Below are 18,057 nucleotides of genomic sequence, written 5' to 3'. Positions count from 1 at the left end.
TGCTTCCTGAACATGGCAGAAATCTCTAACAGTAACCGTTATTACCCAAAAAAACAATCACTAAATGGGGATTTATGTGATAAAGGAAGCCATGTTCTACGAAAAGATCGGAGACGATAAAGTACACTGCAGTCTCTGTGCCCACAGGTGCAAAATTGCGTCCGGAAAGAGAGGCTTTTGCGGGGTCAGGGAAAACAGGAACGGAGACCTTTACTCTCTTATTTACGGTACTGTTTCAAGCGAAGCTATAGACCCTGTGGAAAAGAAGCCGCTTTACCATTTCTTTCCGGGTTCCTATGTTTATTCGGTAGGTACTATAGGGTGCAATTTCCGCTGTAAGCACTGCCAGAACTGGTCAATCTCTCAGGTCTGCCTGGAAGACGCATACACAAAAGACATTCTTCCGGAAGAGCTTGTGGAAAGAGCCCTTTTATCAGACTCGAAGTCCATTGCTTGGACATATAACGAGCCTACTATCTGGCACGAGTATACCTATGAGAGTGCAAAACTGGCAAAAGAAGCGGGTCTGGGTACTATTTACGTAACAAACGGTTATATGACTCCCGAATCGCTAAAACATATCGCTCCTTATCTGGATGCAGCCAACATCGATATTAAAGCTTTCAACGAAAAGTTCTATCACGATATTGCCAGTGCAAAACTGGCTCCCGTGCTTGAAGCTTCAGCTCTTGCAAAGGAGCTGGGGATCCATGTGGAGATAACGACCCTGATTATTCCCGGAGTAAATGATTCTCTTGACGAGCTAAGGGAACTTTCAAAATGGGTCTATAAAAACCTCGGTCCAGATACCCCCCTGCATTTTACGCGCTTCCATCCGCAGTACAAGATGCAGGACCTTTCCCCGACACCTGTAAAAACTATGGAGAATGCCTGTAAAATCGCAACCGAAGAGGGGATGAAATATGTCTATATGGGCAATGTCCCTGGAAGTGACCGCAACAATACTTTCTGTCCCAACTGCGGCAAAATGTTGATCCTGCGGGGCTATTTTGATGTAGAAAAGTACGAAATCACCCCTGAAAAGACCTGCCCTGCCTGTGGAGAGAATATCCCCATTGCTGGAGAATACGGAGGCTCAAAACACTTGCCGGATGATGACAGGTTTTGAAGCCAGATGCCGGGTGAAGATAGGTCTTGAAGCTGTCACACAGCAGCGTGAAGTTATAAATATGTGATGAATACTGTTTCCATTAATTTTTAGATAATGAGCATCAGAACAGATATTTTTCGCACCCTTCTTTAAAGATCTTTATTATTCCTTCCCTGAGGGCGGGAGTATAGTTGCCGGGCTCTGCTTTAACAGCCCTGTGCAGTTCTTCGAGTTCCACCCACTCAATGGATGTAGCTTCTTCCAGGTCATGCCGGATAAGGCTTGCAGCCTCTTCCGAGCATCTGCCTGAGAATATGGTATGGTAAGCCCCTTTGTTTTCCCGGATGCAGGGGATCTTGAATAATCTCCTGAAAGGGACGGAAATCCCTATTTCTTCAAGCATCTCCCGAGCAATGCAGGCTTCGTAGGACTCATCTGCAACAGTACCGCTGACAGAGTATGTATAGCGGTTTGGGAACCAGAATTTTCCTGGCGACCTTTTCTGCAGGAGAATCCTGTTTTCAGGGTCAAGGAGAATGAGCTGGGAAGCCCTGTGGATGTGTTTTCCCGAGTAAAACTCATCTCTGGCTCGCAGGCCAAGAAAATTGTCGTCCATGTCAACTTCACTTATCATTTCTACCAGAAAAAGCCTCCTTGTCTAACCTTACTCTGACTCTGTTCTTCTATTTTATAGAAAAAGAGTCCAAAAAAGTTTTCGGTGAAATAAAGCATAAAAATATGAAAATATAATAAAGAAGAACTTCAGTAAAGAGCTGAATAAAAAGGTGAAAAGAAAAGCTTATCCTTCAGATTCCTTTTACGGTTCTGAAACCTCTTTTGGCTTCTCTGAAGACTTCTGAATCTCATCAAGAAGCTGATCGTCAGTTTTGCCTCTTATGTCGATTCCCATTTTTTCAGCTGTTTCCTGAACCTTGGTTTTAGCCGGGGCGGGTTCGGTTAGTGATTTTTCAAATTCTTTAAGGCTTTTTTCGGATTCTTTCTGGGCTTTTTTGAATTCTCCCACTGAACTCCCCATGGACCTGGCAAGCTCAGGAAGTTTGGCTGCCCCAAAAAGTAAAACGATTACTCCAAAAATCATTATAAGTTCTTGTGTGCCTATCATGGCTGGACCTCAAGCTTTTCGTTTTCCTTAATTGTGTAAACTTCAGCGGTAGTAATTTTCATAATAATAAGTAAAATTTCCTGAATAATTATCTGAATATTTAAGTAAATGGCCGAATATCTTTAAGTTAGGCTTAGTCTTTTCATGCTATATAAAGTTTTTATTTTCTATTAATATCTGAAATGTTTTATATTATTTAAGTTTTTTTATTTTTGCTTTTTATTTAACCCGGAATCATCCCTTTTTTATTATGTTATTTCTATCCTGTTCTTTTTTAATCCCTTTTATTTCATTCCGATATTCGGATTTTCAGGAGTTTCTTCAAGGTCAGGAATTGAGGGCCTGCATTCCAGTGCATTAAGAGGATTGGGTTTTGATTCCTTTTTGTTTCTCTCACTATCTTTTTTTTCGTTCCCGTCTTCTGCGGGACCTGCCTCTTTTTTCTCCTTATTCTCCTCTTTTTCCCTGGCTTTATTTGCAGCCTTCCGGGTATAAGGATCAAACTCGTTAAGCTCCAGCTCAGCGGCTCTCTGTGCTTTTTTGAACTCGCCTATTGCGCCTCCGAGAGCCCGTGCAAGCTCCGGAATTTTCTGGGGCCCAAAGAGGAAGAGGGCAGCGATTATGATTGCAATCAGTTCCGTTGAACCTATCATTGATGGCTACTATTATCATCCAGATATAAAAGTTCTTTTAAAACAGTTTGTGGGCAGGCTGTATCAGGAAATTCTTTAAAAAAAGGTTTTTTGATATTACCTGTTCCATCATTATTATCGGATCCGCGCTTAAAACAACCTGACCAGCAGCAGGCTGAACTCAAAGAGGACTGCCAGCAAAATCGCCACAACAATCTGGGCAATGAAAGTAGGGTCAGGGGTAATGAACAGGGAGAAAGCCAGTATTGCACTGTAGACAAGAATCCTCTGTTTTTTCAGGGTCTGGTACTGTACAAGTCCCATTTTTACCGCAAAGACCACAAGTAGGGGAAGCTGGAACACAACCCCGAAACCCGCCAGGATGGTGGTAACTGCTGAGACGGTATTCTGGACGGAAAGCTGGGCTGTGGCCATGTCTCCCGAATAGAATAGGATATACCTGAACATCACAGGCAGGACAAGGAAGTAGCCTATTGCTGTCCCCAGCATGAAAAGCAGGAAAGATGCCGGGATCACCTTTATGAAAAAGCGCCTTTCATTCGGATAAAGCCCTTTAGCTGCAAACCTGTAAAGCTCATAAAAGAATAACGGAATTGAAATTGCAAGAGCAAAGATCAGGCAGAGCTTGAGGCGGGCGAGAGTCCATTCAAGAGGAGAATACGCTGACATGATCATGCCCGGGCCTATAAACTCTTTCCAGAGAAGCAGCATTCCCCTTGCCGAAAACGGGAAAGAAATAATTATTCCCACAACCAGCCAGATTAAAACGATTGCCAGACGGTCCCTGAGCTCAAACAGGTGTGCCATGACGGGTTCTTCGACATCCCCGGGCACACCGGACGCATATGAATTCTTTCCGGATGCGTTTGTGGAAGGGGCAACGTTGCCTGTCTGCTGTGAGTCCATTTTTTTCCGCTCTCACTTAACACGTACCTAAATATATTTATATCGGAATATATTATTGGTTTTTAACCCGATCTATCTTTGCATTTATTTAAGACCACTGAATAAGCCGGTTTGCATGTATTCCCGGGTGCTGTTAAGGTTTCTCTTCAGGATGATGTTCAGCTTACTTTAAGTAACGTTCATATCACTTTTGAGGTAATTTCAGATTCTCTTCAAGTGATGTTCAGCTTACCTGAATTGTTCAGCTAACCTTAAGTAACGTTCTGCTTACCTGCATTTCCAGTATTCTTCATGGTACATCGAGAATTACAGCTATATAATATAGCTGTAAAACCTGATAGTTACATACCTGAAAATTTATAGTATTTAAATCATTATATTATGAGTTAGGTAGTAACAATAATTGATTTATTATATAAAACTTAATATATTATTTCTTCAGTATAGGCAGTCAGGAAAATATTATAATAATTATGTTTTTCCCGGATAGGGTTTCCTTCTGAATATCTGGCGATTTCAGAAGTATGAAAATATTAATATGAAAACTTTAGTATGAAAATATTAGTATTAATATATTAGTATTAATATATTAGTGTTAAACATCAGTATGAAAATATTACATTGAAGAGGCTGCATAAAACTGAAAGGAAAAAACAAAATAGGAAAAGGAAAGTTGATGATATAACTCCTGCTGTGTCTGCAGGTTCTTTGATGTCAGGTTTCGAATTTCCTTTTGCTTTTCCGGATAGGTACTCATATGTCTGAAGCTATTGAAAACTTAAGCGCAATCCTGGTGACCCTGAGAAATAAATTGCTTGTGATAGCCGCAGTTCTTCTCACAGGCGTTGTTGTCTCTTTCAATTTTACAGGTCCCCTGATCGAGAGAATGAAAATCGACCTCCTGCCGGAAGGTGCAAAGCTGGTTTACGTGTCTCCTCTGGAGGTCATGATGCTTCAGCTTAAGCTCTCTATAATAATAGGACTGCTAATTACCCTGCCAATTATTGCCTTCTATGCTTACAGGGCGATTTCAAGAAGGTACTCAATAAAAATTCCAGTATCTATTGGAAAAGGCCAGTTCTTTTTCCTGAGCATATCGGTAGTAATAATGTTTATCCTGGGGGTTGCATACTCTTATTTCCTCATGCTGCCTCTCTTCCTTAAATTCCTTTACCTGGATGCAGAAAGCTCAGGAGTGACTGCAACTTATTCGATCTTCAAGTTCATTTCATTTATAGCAACGACCACAGCCATTTTTGGCCTGGTATTTGAACTCCCTATAGTGCTCACCTTCCTTACACGAAACGGGTTTGTAAAATACAGCACTCTTGTGACCTATCGCAAGCATATTTATGTCCTTGCAATGTTTGTTGCAGCCCTTGTTACTCCCGGGGCAGACGTATTCAGCCAGATGATGGTTGCCGTGCCCATGGTAATCTTCTTTGAGATCAGCATGGTAATTGTAAGGGTAATCGGAGTGAAAAATAAGGTTTCAAAGACCGACTCCTCCTTATCATAAAGAACCCTGAAGCTGAAAAAAGTGATGGGAAGAATAATCAAAAAGAGAAGAAACCAGTTTTAGGAATAAAGAAGATATAATTTCATGATTTTTGTTCTTGATATTGTCTTTAGCAATGACCATGAAGCCATTCACAAAGCGAATATTTGAAGTTGTATTTTTACCATTCCTTAAATTCAAAAATGAGCAGAAGGACAGTTTTTATTGAACTGCTCAGATAAATCTGTCCATCTACAAGGTTTGGTCAGGATTATGGCTCTGGAATGATCGCAATTTTCCCGGGATAAACCTCGACATCCACAGAGGATGTAACAGTATTAGTATTGTTTAAGGCATCAATTACGGAGAGAGTGCTGTTATCAGAACTGCCGTAGTGTGCCACATATACCTTTTTTCCATCCGGGGTTATTGCAAGTCCTTCGAGCCTGCCTCCTGCCACATCCACCGTAGCTATGACGGTATCGTTTGATATATCAATTACAGAGACAGTACCGCCCTCGTTAGCCACATATGCTATTGTTCCTGCCGGATTAACTGCAACTTCAAAAGGAGAATTACCAGTGTCCACAGTGGCTGTAACCGTGTCTGTAGCTGCATCAACTACGGAAACAGTTCCGCCATATGTGTTCGCCACATATACCTTTTTTCCATCCGGAGTAACCGCAACTCCACACGGGTGCCTGCCTGCAGGTATCGTATCTGTAACCGTATCATTTATTGTATTAATTACAGAAACAGTATCTTCAGGGGCAGTAATATTGCCAGAGTTCGCCACATATGCCTTTTTTCCATCCGGGGTCACTGCAATCCCTTCTGGCCAGTTTCCAACAGGCACAGTAGCTGTAACAGTGTTTGCGCCGGTATCGATCACAGAGACATTATTGCTGCCACAATTGGTCACATATGCTTCTGTTCCATCAGGACTGACTGCAACTCCACATGGATAAGATCCCACTTTCACACTATCTATAACAGTGTTTGTTGCAGTATCAATTACCGAGACATTATTATCCCAGGAATTTGTCACATATGCCGTTTTTCCGTCAGGTGTGACTGCGATTCCTGAAGGGTGTTTTCCTGTTTTCACTTTGGTTATAACTATTCCTGTTCTTATGTCAATTACGGAAACAGTCCTTAAAGTGTTTAATCCACCTGTCATGTATACAAATGGCCATGTGGGTGCAACTCTTTTTTCAACGCTTATGTCAGCAGTTTTGGAACTGGCAGTAAGTCCATTGCTGGCTGTTAAATTAACCGTATAATTTCCCTGATTTCTGTACACATATACAGGATTTTGTTTTGTGGAATCCGGTATCCCATCACTATCGAAGTCCCAGTTCCACGCAACTGCGCTCTTTGAAAGATCTGTAAACTCGACAACAAGGGGTGCGATGCCGTTAGTGACGCTGGCTGTAAAGTTAGCAGATGGGGTAACTGAATTTTGAGGGCCGGACCGGGATACAAGAGGTAAATAGTCAAATTCGTCCTCATAGATATTATAAGGCAGGTCCCCGATTCCATCCCAGTCCAGGTCCACGCATATCTGGGAGAAACCGGTCCCATCCGGCTTTGCCCAGAAGTTGCCACCAGTGTAAGGGCCTCCGGCAATATTAGTGCCTGAAGCAAGTGAACTGTTCCAGGTATTTTCCCCTTCTCCAGCTCCGAACCTGATGTTCAGACTGCTGTTAAAATAATTATTGTAGATCCGTTTTCCATTGTTGTTTTCCTGATCAAAAATTCCGCATTCTGCACAGGATGCAATTGTATTGTTAATTATGTCGACATAACAGGCTTCTCTTAAAAAAATCCCTGTATTACAATTTAATATTACATTATTGTCAATTCCTCCGCTTGCAAACGAAAGGCTGATCCCATAATCGCAATCAGTAATCCTGTTATTGTGGATATTCGCTCCCTGATCATATTCATAGATGCCAGTGGAACAATTTGAGATCGTATTTCCTGATACTGTATTATTTATTCCACAGCAGGAAATATGTACACCTTCTTCGCCGTTAGAAATTTTATTTTCGGCTATTAAATTGTCTGAGATCTCGGGTCCCAGAAAAATAGAACCGTTTTCGATAATATTGCCTGTCACATTATTCATTTCACCGTACAGGATGCCCGTTAAATTCTCCAGTGTGCAGGATCCCAGAAAAATAGAACCGTTTTCGACGGTGTTACCTGTCACATTATTCATATCGCCATAAGTAAAAATCGCATTTTTATAAGAATCCTTGCTGGCTCCCGTTATATTCAAACCGCTGACCGTTATATTATCAGCTGTTATCAAAAGGGTACCTGTACTTTCATTCAGCGGTTTTACCTGCACAGATCCATTGTTTGATTCTGACCTGATAGTTATCCCTGTTACATCAACAAGAACATTTTCAGTATAAGTGCCAGATCTTACTATTATTATGTCCCCTGTTACAGAATTATTCACAGCTTCCTGAATTGATATGAAATCAGCTCCATAGTCATCATCTACTATAATTTCCTTTGCTGATGCCATATCTGAAATAGTTATTATAAAAATAAAGTAACTGCTCAGAGTATAGTTAACGGCGCTCCTATGAGCGCCGCACGAATACCCTCTAAAACAGGTAAACCGTTCTTTTTTCCTGTAGAAATGTACGCCCTAATTCTGCAGAAAGCTTGCGCTCCCATTGCTTTTCTGAAAGTTCCCGATATTTTCTGCTGTAGTTTCATCATCCTGATATCTCTTTCTGCCTGATTATTATCAAATGGAACTTTCAAATCTGTCAGGAATCTCAGAATCTTTTCTTTGTGTTCTATAAACCTATCCAGCAGATTCCTTGATTTTGTTTTTGGATTTTTACCGCGTTTTCCCTGTTTTTCAGGATTTAGAGAATGCGGATTTTCTTCAAGCGCTCTAATGATAATTGCATCAAACCTTTCTTCCAATGCTTTAATTTGCTCAAAATCAGGTTCTCTTAATTGCTCTTTACACTCATCAGTGTATTTCTTCATCTCAGTGAGCAGTTCATTCATCTCTTTAGCCCATGTCTGTTTATAGTTCTCTTCAATTCCTGTAAGTTCTCTCTGTAAATGAGCGTTACACAGAGCATGATCACAATCATAAACGTTGTAAGGTTTCCATCCATCATGAACTGCTACTCCCTTAAACTTCGGAAGAATTCCCATAGCATCTATTGCTTCTGCTCCTCTTTTTGTATGAGCAAAATAACATGTGTATTTTTCATTAGAAGCTACATGAAGCCAGTGTCTTTTTCCTTCAATCTTCATACCAGTTTCATCAAAATTGATTACAGGCGAGGCTAATAACTTCTCTCTAATAACGTTTTCAAATTCCTCTAAATTCTGGAAACATTCTCTTTCTGCTCTAATTATCGTAGCAGGACAGATTTTTATTCCCATAATGTCTTCAAATAACTCAGAAATTCTATCATAAGGAACAAACTGGTAATTTTTACAGTAAATAGCTGAAGCTAAAATATTAGGGCCATACTGAACCGGATATTTCACTGATTCGGGAAAAACGGCTTTATTCAACTTTCCACAACAAGGACAGGTTTTAATCTGACTTTTATGTTCTGTAACAATTAGATTTACGGGAGGAATGTCAAAGACCTGTCTTCTCTCATAAGCTTCAACTTCAACATTCTCAAGGGTAGATCCGCATTCTTTGCAGCAGGTCAAAGAATGTTCTATTACCTACTCAGGATGATCAACCATATCAAGAGTCGTGCCTGGATGACCTTCCTGACCTCCAGGTTTCTTCCCGCTTGGTTTACGCAGACTCTTGGGATTAGGTTTCTCTTTGACAAAATAATCAGTAGAAGGAGGTCGACTGCTGTTACGACTGTTTTGATTTAAACGAGATTCTAAGGCTACAAGTCTTTCAGTGAGTTCTTTAACTTGAGATTCTAAACTCTCAATGTAAGCTACAATAATTTCAGGATTTGAAGCACAGTAAGAAAGAATCTCATCACGTTTCATAAAGCTAAAAAGGAATCATTTTATATCCAATTTTTCCTCGGAACGAGGAAAAATGTGTAGCCTCGTTAAGGCTACCTGAATAGTTACAAAATAAAAACTAAAACTATTAAAAAAAGTGTTCTGCTTGTCATTTCTTTCCCCCCACTTTATTCTAATATAATCAATTATGAATATTAACCTAAACTTTATTAATGAATTTTATACTTCTAAAGGTCCTTATTGACTCATTACCAAATTAATGAGTATTTTCCCTTTTTTCATAAAATAAGGCAATTAATAATTTCTTCAAAAAAAGTAGATCTTATTTTTGGATTTAAAATCTATTAGAGGCTTTAAAAATCGTAAATTTTATTGAGGAGGGTTTAAAATCCTCATATAGTGATATATTATGAAAGCTCCGCTTATACCACTAAACGAAGATGTATTCAAATTGGCAAAGAAAGCATACTCTATGGAGAATTTGCACAGATATACAGGGAGCTATATCCAAAAATACTGCTTTTTAGCTGTATTTTTAATAGGGGTAACTGTAAATTACGGGATTAATGGAAGGAAGGAATTAAAAGCCTTTTATGAGTGAAAAAGTTAAGAAAGGGCTATGATTTTTACTTGAATGCACTGCTTAACGGTATCTTTTGTTTGAGAGAATACAATATTGAAAAAAATAGAGAAAAAGAAAGGGAAGAGGAAAATTAATGGAGGTTAAACCCCCAACTCCCTATTCAGAGAGTTGAAGAGGCAAATACTCTCTGAATAGTATGTCTTCAGGAAGAACGGTGGGTAAATCAAGTAAAATTGATTTACCCTTGAATAAAACTACGTTAAGATATATAAATATTTCGCAATCATTCGAGCTTATATTAATAATTTAAATTAAGAGAAAACAAGTAAAAATGATAAGTATAGTTATTCAGAGTTCTGATGGGGCTTCTTTCCGGCTTTTTCTATGCCTGCATAATCATGACCTCACGCTATCTCAGGAATGAATACTCAGGGCTTGAACAGCTTTTTCTCTCAACAGGCGTAACTCTCGTAATTCTTCTTCCCTTCATGTTGCAGGTATCTTACTCATCCCTGCTTGAAAACCTGCCTGTCCTACTCTTTCTGGGGGTAATGATAACCTCTATCGGCTCAATTCTCTATTTCACAGGACTTAAGCATGTAAAAGCCCAGAATGCGAGCATAATCTCCCTGCTTGAGCCTGTAAGTGCCATCTTTTTTGCCTACCTGATTTTACATGATCCTGTTTCTACGAGTACTCTGATCGGCTGCGTCCTTATTCTTGCAAGCTCTCTTCTTATGAGCTTTGAGGAAGGGAGTAAAAACTGAAACTTTTATGCAGTGAAACTTCATTCGCTATCCCGCCCGAGTTGCGATTCGGGAGCCCGCCGTCCTTTTCGCTACGCTCAAGAGGACTAACTTAATAACGATGCAAAAAATTGATAGACGAAGGAGAGCGGTTTTCTCAAAATGACAACAAAGTAGAAAAACTCACATGATATTCTTTGAATAACATGCCTAAAAAATGAAAGTATCTGGAAGTACTTTCATGCTAAAGAAAATCAACAAAAACCATCATAAACTAGCCGAAAAATATCGTCAAAACGAATGAATAGAGTTATTCTGCCTTAAAAAGGCCTGTTTAATTCTCTTTTTTAGTTCTTCCTTCTAGCTTTTCTTTTTGTGCAGGAAAGCCAGACAAACTGGCGAGGTTTTCGATACAATGTGAATTTAAAAGCACTTTTTAGAAATAAGAGGATATTTTTTAATTCTGTAACTTCATTCTCTATGTCAAATTATTCTTTTTACGCTCGATGAAATAAAACATCCTGCCCCTAAAAAAAGAGGGAAACTAAAGATAATGCCCGAAAATGAAAGTAGTTGAAAATAATCTATAAGGGTAAAAGAAAGGTAAAGGCAGAGGATGATAAACATGGAAAGACCTCCAGTAAAGGAGCAGCTTCTGCATTTCATTACAGCTGTTATTGTATGCGCACTGTTGGGATACCTGTCTCATGATTTAATGAATGGAATACAAACTGGAATTTTCATTGGAATTGGATTTGTTATAGGAATGAATCTAATAGGAAAAAGGCGAAATCAGAGGGATCAGAAAGAAATCGAAAGGAAATAAGAGATCGAAAGGAAATAAGAGATCGAAGGAAAATAAGAAATCGAAGGAAAATAAGAGATCGAAAGAAAATAAGAGATCGAAAGAAAATAAGAGATCGAAAGAGAATAATAGTACCCTGGTTCTATTCAGATTCTATATATTTTTCTAATATGTATTTATCAGGAGATCCTATCCGGAGATTCTTCTGGTTTTCATCAGTAAGCTTTCCAGAACGAAAATGGAACTGAATTGTATTTAAAAACCCCATTTTACATTTTTTGCTGTTGCTCCTTGCTATTTTTGTTTTCTTGATGTTTTGTTTTCGGAGCTTATTGAATAATATCCACTGATTAAATCAGGAGCTGCCAGTAAATTCTCATAGCAGATAAATAATTTCAGATGTATTTCAGTGCTTGTATATGTAATCTTAAATAATTCCAAATAGCTAATATATACCCAGTTACACACTACTTACGTAATTCTTTTTCAGAGGAATATACAAAAATATATGAGCAGAATTAAACCAAAGTAACTTTAAAATTTAAAATGTCTGGTAAAATATTTTATACTCTTACATCAATATTCTACAGTTATATGCAATAATATACTTGAAAAAGAAGATTCTTTCTGAATTTAAAGAGTCTTCCGGAGAACTTTATTTGCCTTTCAGAATACCTTTCTGCCAGATTTGAAGCTTTATTTCCGGCAGAACATGGCAAAATTTATTAGTATTTGTCCTGTATTCTTATCTGTATCCTAATTATATTTTATTGATTATTGGAACCGGGCCTGGTATTTTATGGTAGACGTAGTTAAGGAACTGGAAACACTAAGGCAGAATTTACTTGATTTATCCCTTCGGAATAACCTTCTCAATTACCGACATTCCTCGAGGCGGACAATTTCAATTACGGGAAGAACTCCGGAAGAGGTCTATGACCTTTTTGTCCTTCAGGAAAAGTCGATGAAATTCCGGGCAACAAAATCCAGGCCCAGAAGAGGCGGCAAAAAATCTGGAAACGGGGAAGAAGACACTGAAGAAAATGAAAACAGGCTTCTGAAAACAATAGGAAAAATCCTTACTTCCGAAGAGAAAAATAAAACTCCAAACTCCCGTTTTGAACCGTTCCTTGAAACCCCGGATGACAGTGAGACCCTTGACAGGAAGCTTTTTTACGTCTACAACCAGGCAAATTCCATTTTTGAAGAACAGGGCTATCCTGTGCTTTACCTTGCAATGGGATTTTTGCAGTGGAGCGAAACCAGGTCTTCAGCAAAGTGCCTGATGGCTCCCCTTGTCCTTGTCCCTGTTGAACTCAAAAGGATAGGAAAAGGCAGGAATTTCAGTATTCAGTGGACAGGGGATGAGGTTTTCACATCGATTACCCTTCAGGCCAGGATGAAAGAGTTCGGGATAGAGATCCCTGAATTCGAGATGCCTGAAGACGCTTCAGGGATACGGGAGTACTTCAGTACGGCGCTTGCAGCAATCCGCGAAAAACCTGAATGGAAGGTACTTCCGGAAGTCTGCCTTGACCTTTTTAACTTCAGAAAATTCGTCATGTATAAGGATCTTGACCCTGCGACCTGGCCTGAGGACATGTCCCCTGCAGAGCACTCTCTTATTCAAAAAGTCTTCAATCCCCAGGAACCCGAATGTGAGGTCCAGGGCTTTCGAGAAGAGGAAGTTGACCTTAAACTTTCGGCAAAAGATACCTACAATATAATGGATGCCGACTCTTCCCAGATAGCAGTCGTTGAGGATGTTAAAGCCGGAAAAGATCTTGTTGTTGAGGGACCTCCGGGTACGGGAAAGTCGCAGACAATTGCAAACACGATTGCAGAACTGCTTGCTCAGGGTAAAAGTGTACTCTTTGTGAGTGAAAAGATGGCTGCACTTCAGGTAGTAAAGAGCAGGCTCGATAATGCAGGTCTTGGAGAGCTCTGCCTTGAGGTCCACAGCCACCAGACAAGGAAAAAAGCCGTTCTGGAGGAGCTGGAAAAAGCCCTTAAAAGGGAAGCGCCTCCTGCTATCAGTGCTGAAAGAGATCTTAACGAGCTTGAAAAACTTAAACAGGAACTCAACAGGTATGCAGAAATTCTCAGGGAGCCTGCAGGGAAAATCTATCCAAGCCTGTACTCTCTTTACGGTGTAAAGGAGAAGAACAGGATTTACTTTGAGTCAAAAGGGATGAAAATGCCCCGCTTTAAGTTTCAGGACCCTGATACATGGGAAAGTTCAGCGTGGGCAGAAGCCGAGTCTATTCTGGAAAAAATGGGGCAGGTTCTCCCGGCCCTGGGTCCGGTAAGGAAAAATACCTGGTATGGGTGTGAGCCCGGGCTTGTGCTGCCTTCTGACCTTGGGGAGATCGGGGCTGTTGCAGATGAATGCGCTTTTGCTTTTGAAAACCTTGAAACGGCAATAAAGACCCTCAATGACCTTTCCGCAACCTCAAAGCCTCAGGCTCTCAGGGATATTTCCGGCATAACCGAAGCTGCAAAGCTTATCGGCAAATCAAAACCCCTGCCTGAAAAGTTGCTCCAGAACTCGGAATGGGACTCCGGGGCTTTTATCTCCGAAGCCGAAGCGCTGGTCTCAAAGGTCAGGCAGTACAGGGAACTGAAAACCTTTGTGGACAAAACTTTTCATCCCTCTATTTTCGAGCTTGATACATCCGAATTTAAGGAACTTTCCGGCAAACTGCTCAGTGTTTTCAGCTCCAGGTACAGGAAGCTGAAAAAGGAGATTTCAGCCTGCTATGTCTCAGGGGCACCCTCAAAAGACAGCAGAATCCTTCTCGACCTTGCCTGTGTTTCCGAGTGCAGGGCACACAGGGCTGAGCTTGAAGGAGCTGAAATAAGCGGAAAGAAATTCTTTTCGGATTACTGGAAGGGCTTTGAGAGCGACCCTGCCCTTCTGGAAGACTACTGTAAGTGGATGGTTCCTTTCCGAAGACATATCAAAGACGGCATTCTTACCGACAGGTCAGTCAGGCTTGTAGGGGGCGGAGTTGACGCTGCATCCATAGAATATGCAGTAAACGAGGTCCTGGCAGCAAAGGAGGGTTTTATACTTTCCCTTGAAAAAATAGGGACATTCATTGGTGCAAATTTTGAAAAAATGTTTGGCGACCTCGAGGCTGTAAAACTCAGCCAATTAAAGACCCGTGTGACTAAATGGAAAGACGAAACTTCTTCCCTTGTTTTCTGGAGCCAGTACCTGGGATACAGGCAGGCATGCCTTGAAACGCTTGCTTCTCCCATGATCGATGACATAGAAGCAGGAAAAATAGAGCCTGAAGATATGATCCCTGCTTTTGAAGGCAACTATGCCGAAAGCATGCTCCACAGGGCTTTCAGGGAGAGACCTGAACTTGCTGCTTTTATCCGTGAACTGCATGAAGGCAAGATAAGTAAGTTCATAGATCTTGACAAAAAAGTCCTGCTTGAAAACAGGAGGAGGATTGTCTGCACTGCTTATGAAGACGCTCCAAGGCTGACTTCAGGAGCGTCCAGGGCTTCAGAAGCTGGAATTCTGCTTAACGAATTCAACCGCAAACGCGGGCATATGCCTATCCGTACCCTCATGAAAAAGGCAGGAAGCCTTATACAGAAAATAAAGCCCTGCTTCCTCATGAGCCCGCTTTCAATTGCACAGTACCTTGACCCCAGAAGCACAAGGTTCGATGTCATCATTTTTGACGAGGCAAGCCAGGTCAGGCCCGAGGATGCTGTCGGTGCTCTCCTGCGCGGAAAACAGGCAGTGATAATGGGCGACTCAAAGCAGCTTCCTCCAACTGACTTCTTTGATACTGTTGTCGATTCTCACGAAAATGACCCTGAGGATTATACACCAGCAGGCGATATGGAAAGCGTACTGAACGTCTGCAAGCGCAGCTTCCCGGTAAAGACTCTGCGCTGGCATTACAGGAGCAGGCACGAGTCCCTGATTGCAATCTCGAACCAGGAATTTTATGATAACCGCCTTTACGTTTATCCCTCCCCCATGCAGAAGGATGAAAGCCTGGGGCTGAAATTCGTTCACCTTCCGGACGCAGCCTATGACAGGGGCAGGAGCGGGGCAAACAGGATAGAAGCAAGAGCTGTTGCCAGGGCAGTGTTCGAGCATTTCCAGAAGTACCCCGGAAAGAGTCTCGGGGTAGGGACTTTCAATATTAAGCAGCAGGAAGCTATCCTGGAAGAGATAGAAGCCCTGCAGAAAGCAAACCCCGGAGTTGACCTTAACTCTGGAAACGATAGGGGTGAACACTTCTTCGTAAAAAACCTCGAAACCATCCAGGGTGATGAAAGGGATGTAATCCTGCTGAGTATTGGTTACGGCTTTGACAGCAACAGAAAACTTTCCCTCAACTTCGGCCCTCTCAACCGTGAAGGAGGAGAACGGCGCCTTAATGTGCTTATAACGAGGGCAAGGGAAAAATGCGTTGTGTTTTCAAACTTCACTTCAAGAGACCTGCCCCTCGACGAAAATTCACCTTTCGGGCTGAAAGCCCTCAAAGTCTTCCTTGAATTTGCCGAGAGCGGCGCACTTCCAGCTCCTTCGTGCGGCAGGCAGGAACTGGATTCTCCTTTCGAAGAAGCGGTCTCGGATTTTCTTGCTGAAAACGGGTGTGAAGTCCACAGGCAGATCGGGTGTGCAGGATACAGGCTCGACCTTGCAGTCCCTGACCCCCTGCACCCCGGCAGGTATGTGCTCGGGATAGAATGCGACGGGGCAGACTACCACTCCTCTCCTGTTGCAAGGGACCGCGACCGCCTTCGCCAGCAGGTCCTCGAAGGTCTGGGCTGGAAGATCTACAGGGTCTGGTCTACGGACTGGTACCTCCACCCAAAAGAGTGCAGGGAAAAATTGCTTGAGGCTGTAAAAGAAGCTGTTAAGCGGGCAAAGCTAAAGGCAAAATCCGATCCTGAATCTGAAGCTATAAAAATAAATGAGCCCGCAGCCTGGTTAAAAACCGCAAAAGCTTATGAGATAAATGCAGGTCCTGCTGCCAGCCATATTTTACCTCCGGAAGGCGGCGTCTCTGAAGAATCGGAAGTGAATACCTTCGGGGCTGTGCCTCTGGCACAAAATTCCTCCGGGACGGATATTTATTCCGAAAACATTCTGGAAAATTCACCTTTCGTCAGGAAAGTTCAGGTAGAATTTTCACCTAAAAAGAAAGGCATCTCAAAAACTCCTTCTGAAAATGCAGGCGAAGAGGGGGAAGAAGAAGCATATGAAGAGGAACCTGAAGAAAGCGGGGAATACGGAGACGAAGCAGGAGATGAAGAGTCCTATCAGGATGTTTTCGGGCTTGACAACGTGCTTTTGGCTTCTTCAGGGGGAGACTTCCTTCCGGAAATGACTTTAAAAGCCGAATCAATGGCTAACCTGGCCGATGATAACTCCAGAAACAGACCTGCAAGAAGGACAAAGAAATCAAAGCTTCTTAAATTCAGTGCTGACCCGCGCTCGGATTTCGAAACAGATACGGATGAATCCATCCTTATTCCTGAGCCTGAACCTGAAAAAATAAACTTTTTCCAGGCTTACCCTGAGATAGATTTCAGTGCAGGTCCGGAAAAGAAGCGAAAAAGTAAAAAAATTAACGAATTTGCTTACATTTACGGCTCCGGAGGCTACTTTGAACCTGAAGACCCTGATGAGGATGAGTATCCAGATATGGACTGGGATCAGGGGCCTGAAATAACACCTGAGACCGGAAAAGTGGCTGTAAGCGGGGAAGGGGTTAAAGCCAGAAACGGTTCTGCTATTGAAAATGAAATGGAAATAACTGTATCAGGCAGTAATCCACAGAAAGGACAGAAACCCGGGCCCGGCTCAATACATGAAGCTGACAACCCGGAATTAATCGAACATGATCCTTCCGGGAATGCGAAAAACGAGGATGAAAAGCTGTCCGTAAAAGGGAATTCTCTTGAAGCTCCTGTGCCTTCCTACAGGGTATGCCTTTCCTCCGGACTTCCGCAGTCATCAGACCTTTCTGAAATTTCTGATGCACAGCTCGAAGACGCGATTGTAAATATTGTGGAATTCGAGGGTCCCATTCATTCTGAGGAGATACTCCAGAGGGTAAGGTCTCATACAGGACTTCCCCGAATGCTCGGCAAAATCAGGCAGAGAATACTTGACTCCATAGCATCTGCCGAAAGCTCGGGAAAAATCCAGGTAAGAGGAGAATTTTGCTGGCCTCTCTATGGACCTTCTGACCTTCTGCGCAGGCGGGACACCGAATCATATGCGAGGATTGAATGGATCTGCGACGAAGAAATAAAAGAGGCTGTCCGCTTCGTCCTTACAAGCCAGTATTCAACACCTATGGACGACCTTATTATTCAGACTTCAAGGGTGCTCGGGATTAAAACAACCCGCAAAAATACCTGGGACAGGATAGAGAAACTTATTCAGTCCGGAATAGAAAGCAATGAACTGACACGCACTCCAAATGAAATGATTTATTTTGTAGAGTAAATGGAAATGAAGGTTAATTTATTTTTACTGTTTTTAATCGAATTCGTTTCTTCTCTTTTCTTACTCTTCTTATAGCTTTTTTGTTTTTATTTATGCAACTTTATTTATATGGTCAGCTTACCTGAATATTAAGTATTACATTATTATTT

10 protein-coding genes and 2 pseudogenes are annotated in these 18,057 nt (G+C 41.6%); 6 read left to right on the top strand and 6 right to left on the bottom strand.

The annotated features are described in order from the left end of the window. The first annotated feature begins 76 nt into the window (after nucleotides 1-76). Entirely contained in the window at nucleotides 77-1,129 is a 1,053-nt protein-coding gene (gene amrS / locus MSMAS_RS11380; protein ID WP_011034496.1) for an AmmeMemoRadiSam system radical SAM enzyme, read from the top strand. A 103-nt stretch (nucleotides 1,130-1,232) separates the two neighbouring features. Here the strand turns inward: amrS and MSMAS_RS11375 are convergent, their stop codons facing one another. The 4 genes from MSMAS_RS11375 to tatC (MSMAS_RS11360) form a co-directional block, all read right to left on the bottom strand. Continuing rightward, nucleotides 1,233-1,745: a Nudix hydrolase gene (locus MSMAS_RS11375; protein ID WP_011034497.1), complete on the bottom strand. Its 513-nt coding sequence runs from the start codon at nucleotides 1,743-1,745 to the stop codon at nucleotides 1,233-1,235. 183 nt (nucleotides 1,746-1,928) lie between these two features. Further along, nucleotides 1,929-2,234, bottom strand: coding sequence for a twin-arginine translocase TatA/TatE family subunit (locus MSMAS_RS11370; RefSeq protein ID WP_011034498.1), 306 nt, complete (start codon nucleotides 2,232-2,234; stop codon nucleotides 1,929-1,931). Between the two features lie 284 nt (nucleotides 2,235-2,518). Beyond that, complete coding sequence (locus MSMAS_RS11365; RefSeq protein WP_011034499.1) at nucleotides 2,519-2,887, bottom strand: Sec-independent protein translocase subunit TatA/TatB; 369 nt, start codon at nucleotides 2,885-2,887, stop codon at nucleotides 2,519-2,521. Between the two features lie 129 nt (nucleotides 2,888-3,016). After that, nucleotides 3,017-3,793 carry a twin-arginine translocase subunit TatC gene (gene tatC, locus MSMAS_RS11360; protein WP_011034500.1) on the bottom strand — a complete coding sequence of 259 codons (777 nt, stop codon included), beginning with the start codon at nucleotides 3,791-3,793 and terminating at the stop codon, nucleotides 3,017-3,019. Nucleotides 3,794-4,550: 757 nt separating this feature from the next. Between tatC (MSMAS_RS11360) and tatC (MSMAS_RS11355) the strand changes: the two genes are divergently transcribed. Then, on the top strand, nucleotides 4,551-5,312 hold the full coding sequence (gene tatC, locus MSMAS_RS11355; RefSeq protein WP_011034501.1) for a Sec-independent protein translocase TatC: 762 nt from the start codon (nucleotides 4,551-4,553) through the stop codon (nucleotides 5,310-5,312). Nucleotides 5,313-5,562: 250 nt separating this feature from the next. Here the strand turns inward: tatC (MSMAS_RS11355) and MSMAS_RS11350 are convergent, their stop codons facing one another. Continuing rightward, on the bottom strand, nucleotides 5,563-7,830 hold the full coding sequence (locus tag MSMAS_RS11350; RefSeq protein ID WP_048046566.1) for a NosD domain-containing protein: 2,268 nt from the start codon (nucleotides 7,828-7,830) through the stop codon (nucleotides 5,563-5,565). A gap of 35 nt (nucleotides 7,831-7,865) precedes the next feature. Then, a pseudogene (locus MSMAS_RS11345) lies at nucleotides 7,866-9,299 on the bottom strand (IS66-like element ISMma14 family transposase). 415 nt (nucleotides 9,300-9,714) lie between these two features. On the opposite strand from MSMAS_RS11345, the pseudogene MSMAS_RS11335 reads away from it, so the two are divergent. The 4 genes and pseudogenes from MSMAS_RS11335 to MSMAS_RS11320 all read left to right on the top strand — a co-directional run. Beyond that, nucleotides 9,715-9,879 (top strand): annotated as a pseudogene (locus tag MSMAS_RS11335) (IS5/IS1182 family transposase); the annotation flags it as partial. 341 nt (nucleotides 9,880-10,220) lie between these two features. After that, complete coding sequence (locus tag MSMAS_RS11330; RefSeq protein ID WP_011034504.1) at nucleotides 10,221-10,628, top strand: DMT family transporter; 408 nt, start codon at nucleotides 10,221-10,223, stop codon at nucleotides 10,626-10,628. 604 nt (nucleotides 10,629-11,232) lie between these two features. Beyond that, nucleotides 11,233-11,433, top strand: coding sequence for a hypothetical protein (locus MSMAS_RS11325; RefSeq protein WP_015412651.1), 201 nt, complete (start codon nucleotides 11,233-11,235; stop codon nucleotides 11,431-11,433). Nucleotides 11,434-12,211: 778 nt separating this feature from the next. Further along, a complete protein-coding gene (locus tag MSMAS_RS11320; RefSeq protein ID WP_011034505.1) occupies nucleotides 12,212-17,908 on the top strand; it encodes a DUF3320 domain-containing protein in 5,697 nt (1,898 codons plus the stop codon). Nucleotides 17,909-18,057: the final 149 nt, after the last annotated feature.

The organism is Methanosarcina mazei S-6, from assembly GCF_000970205.1.
GTDB lineage: Archaea > Halobacteriota > Methanosarcinia > Methanosarcinales > Methanosarcinaceae > Methanosarcina > Methanosarcina mazei.
Note: the sequence above shows the minus strand (reverse complement) of the source record. Positions and strands in the feature narration are given on the sequence as shown.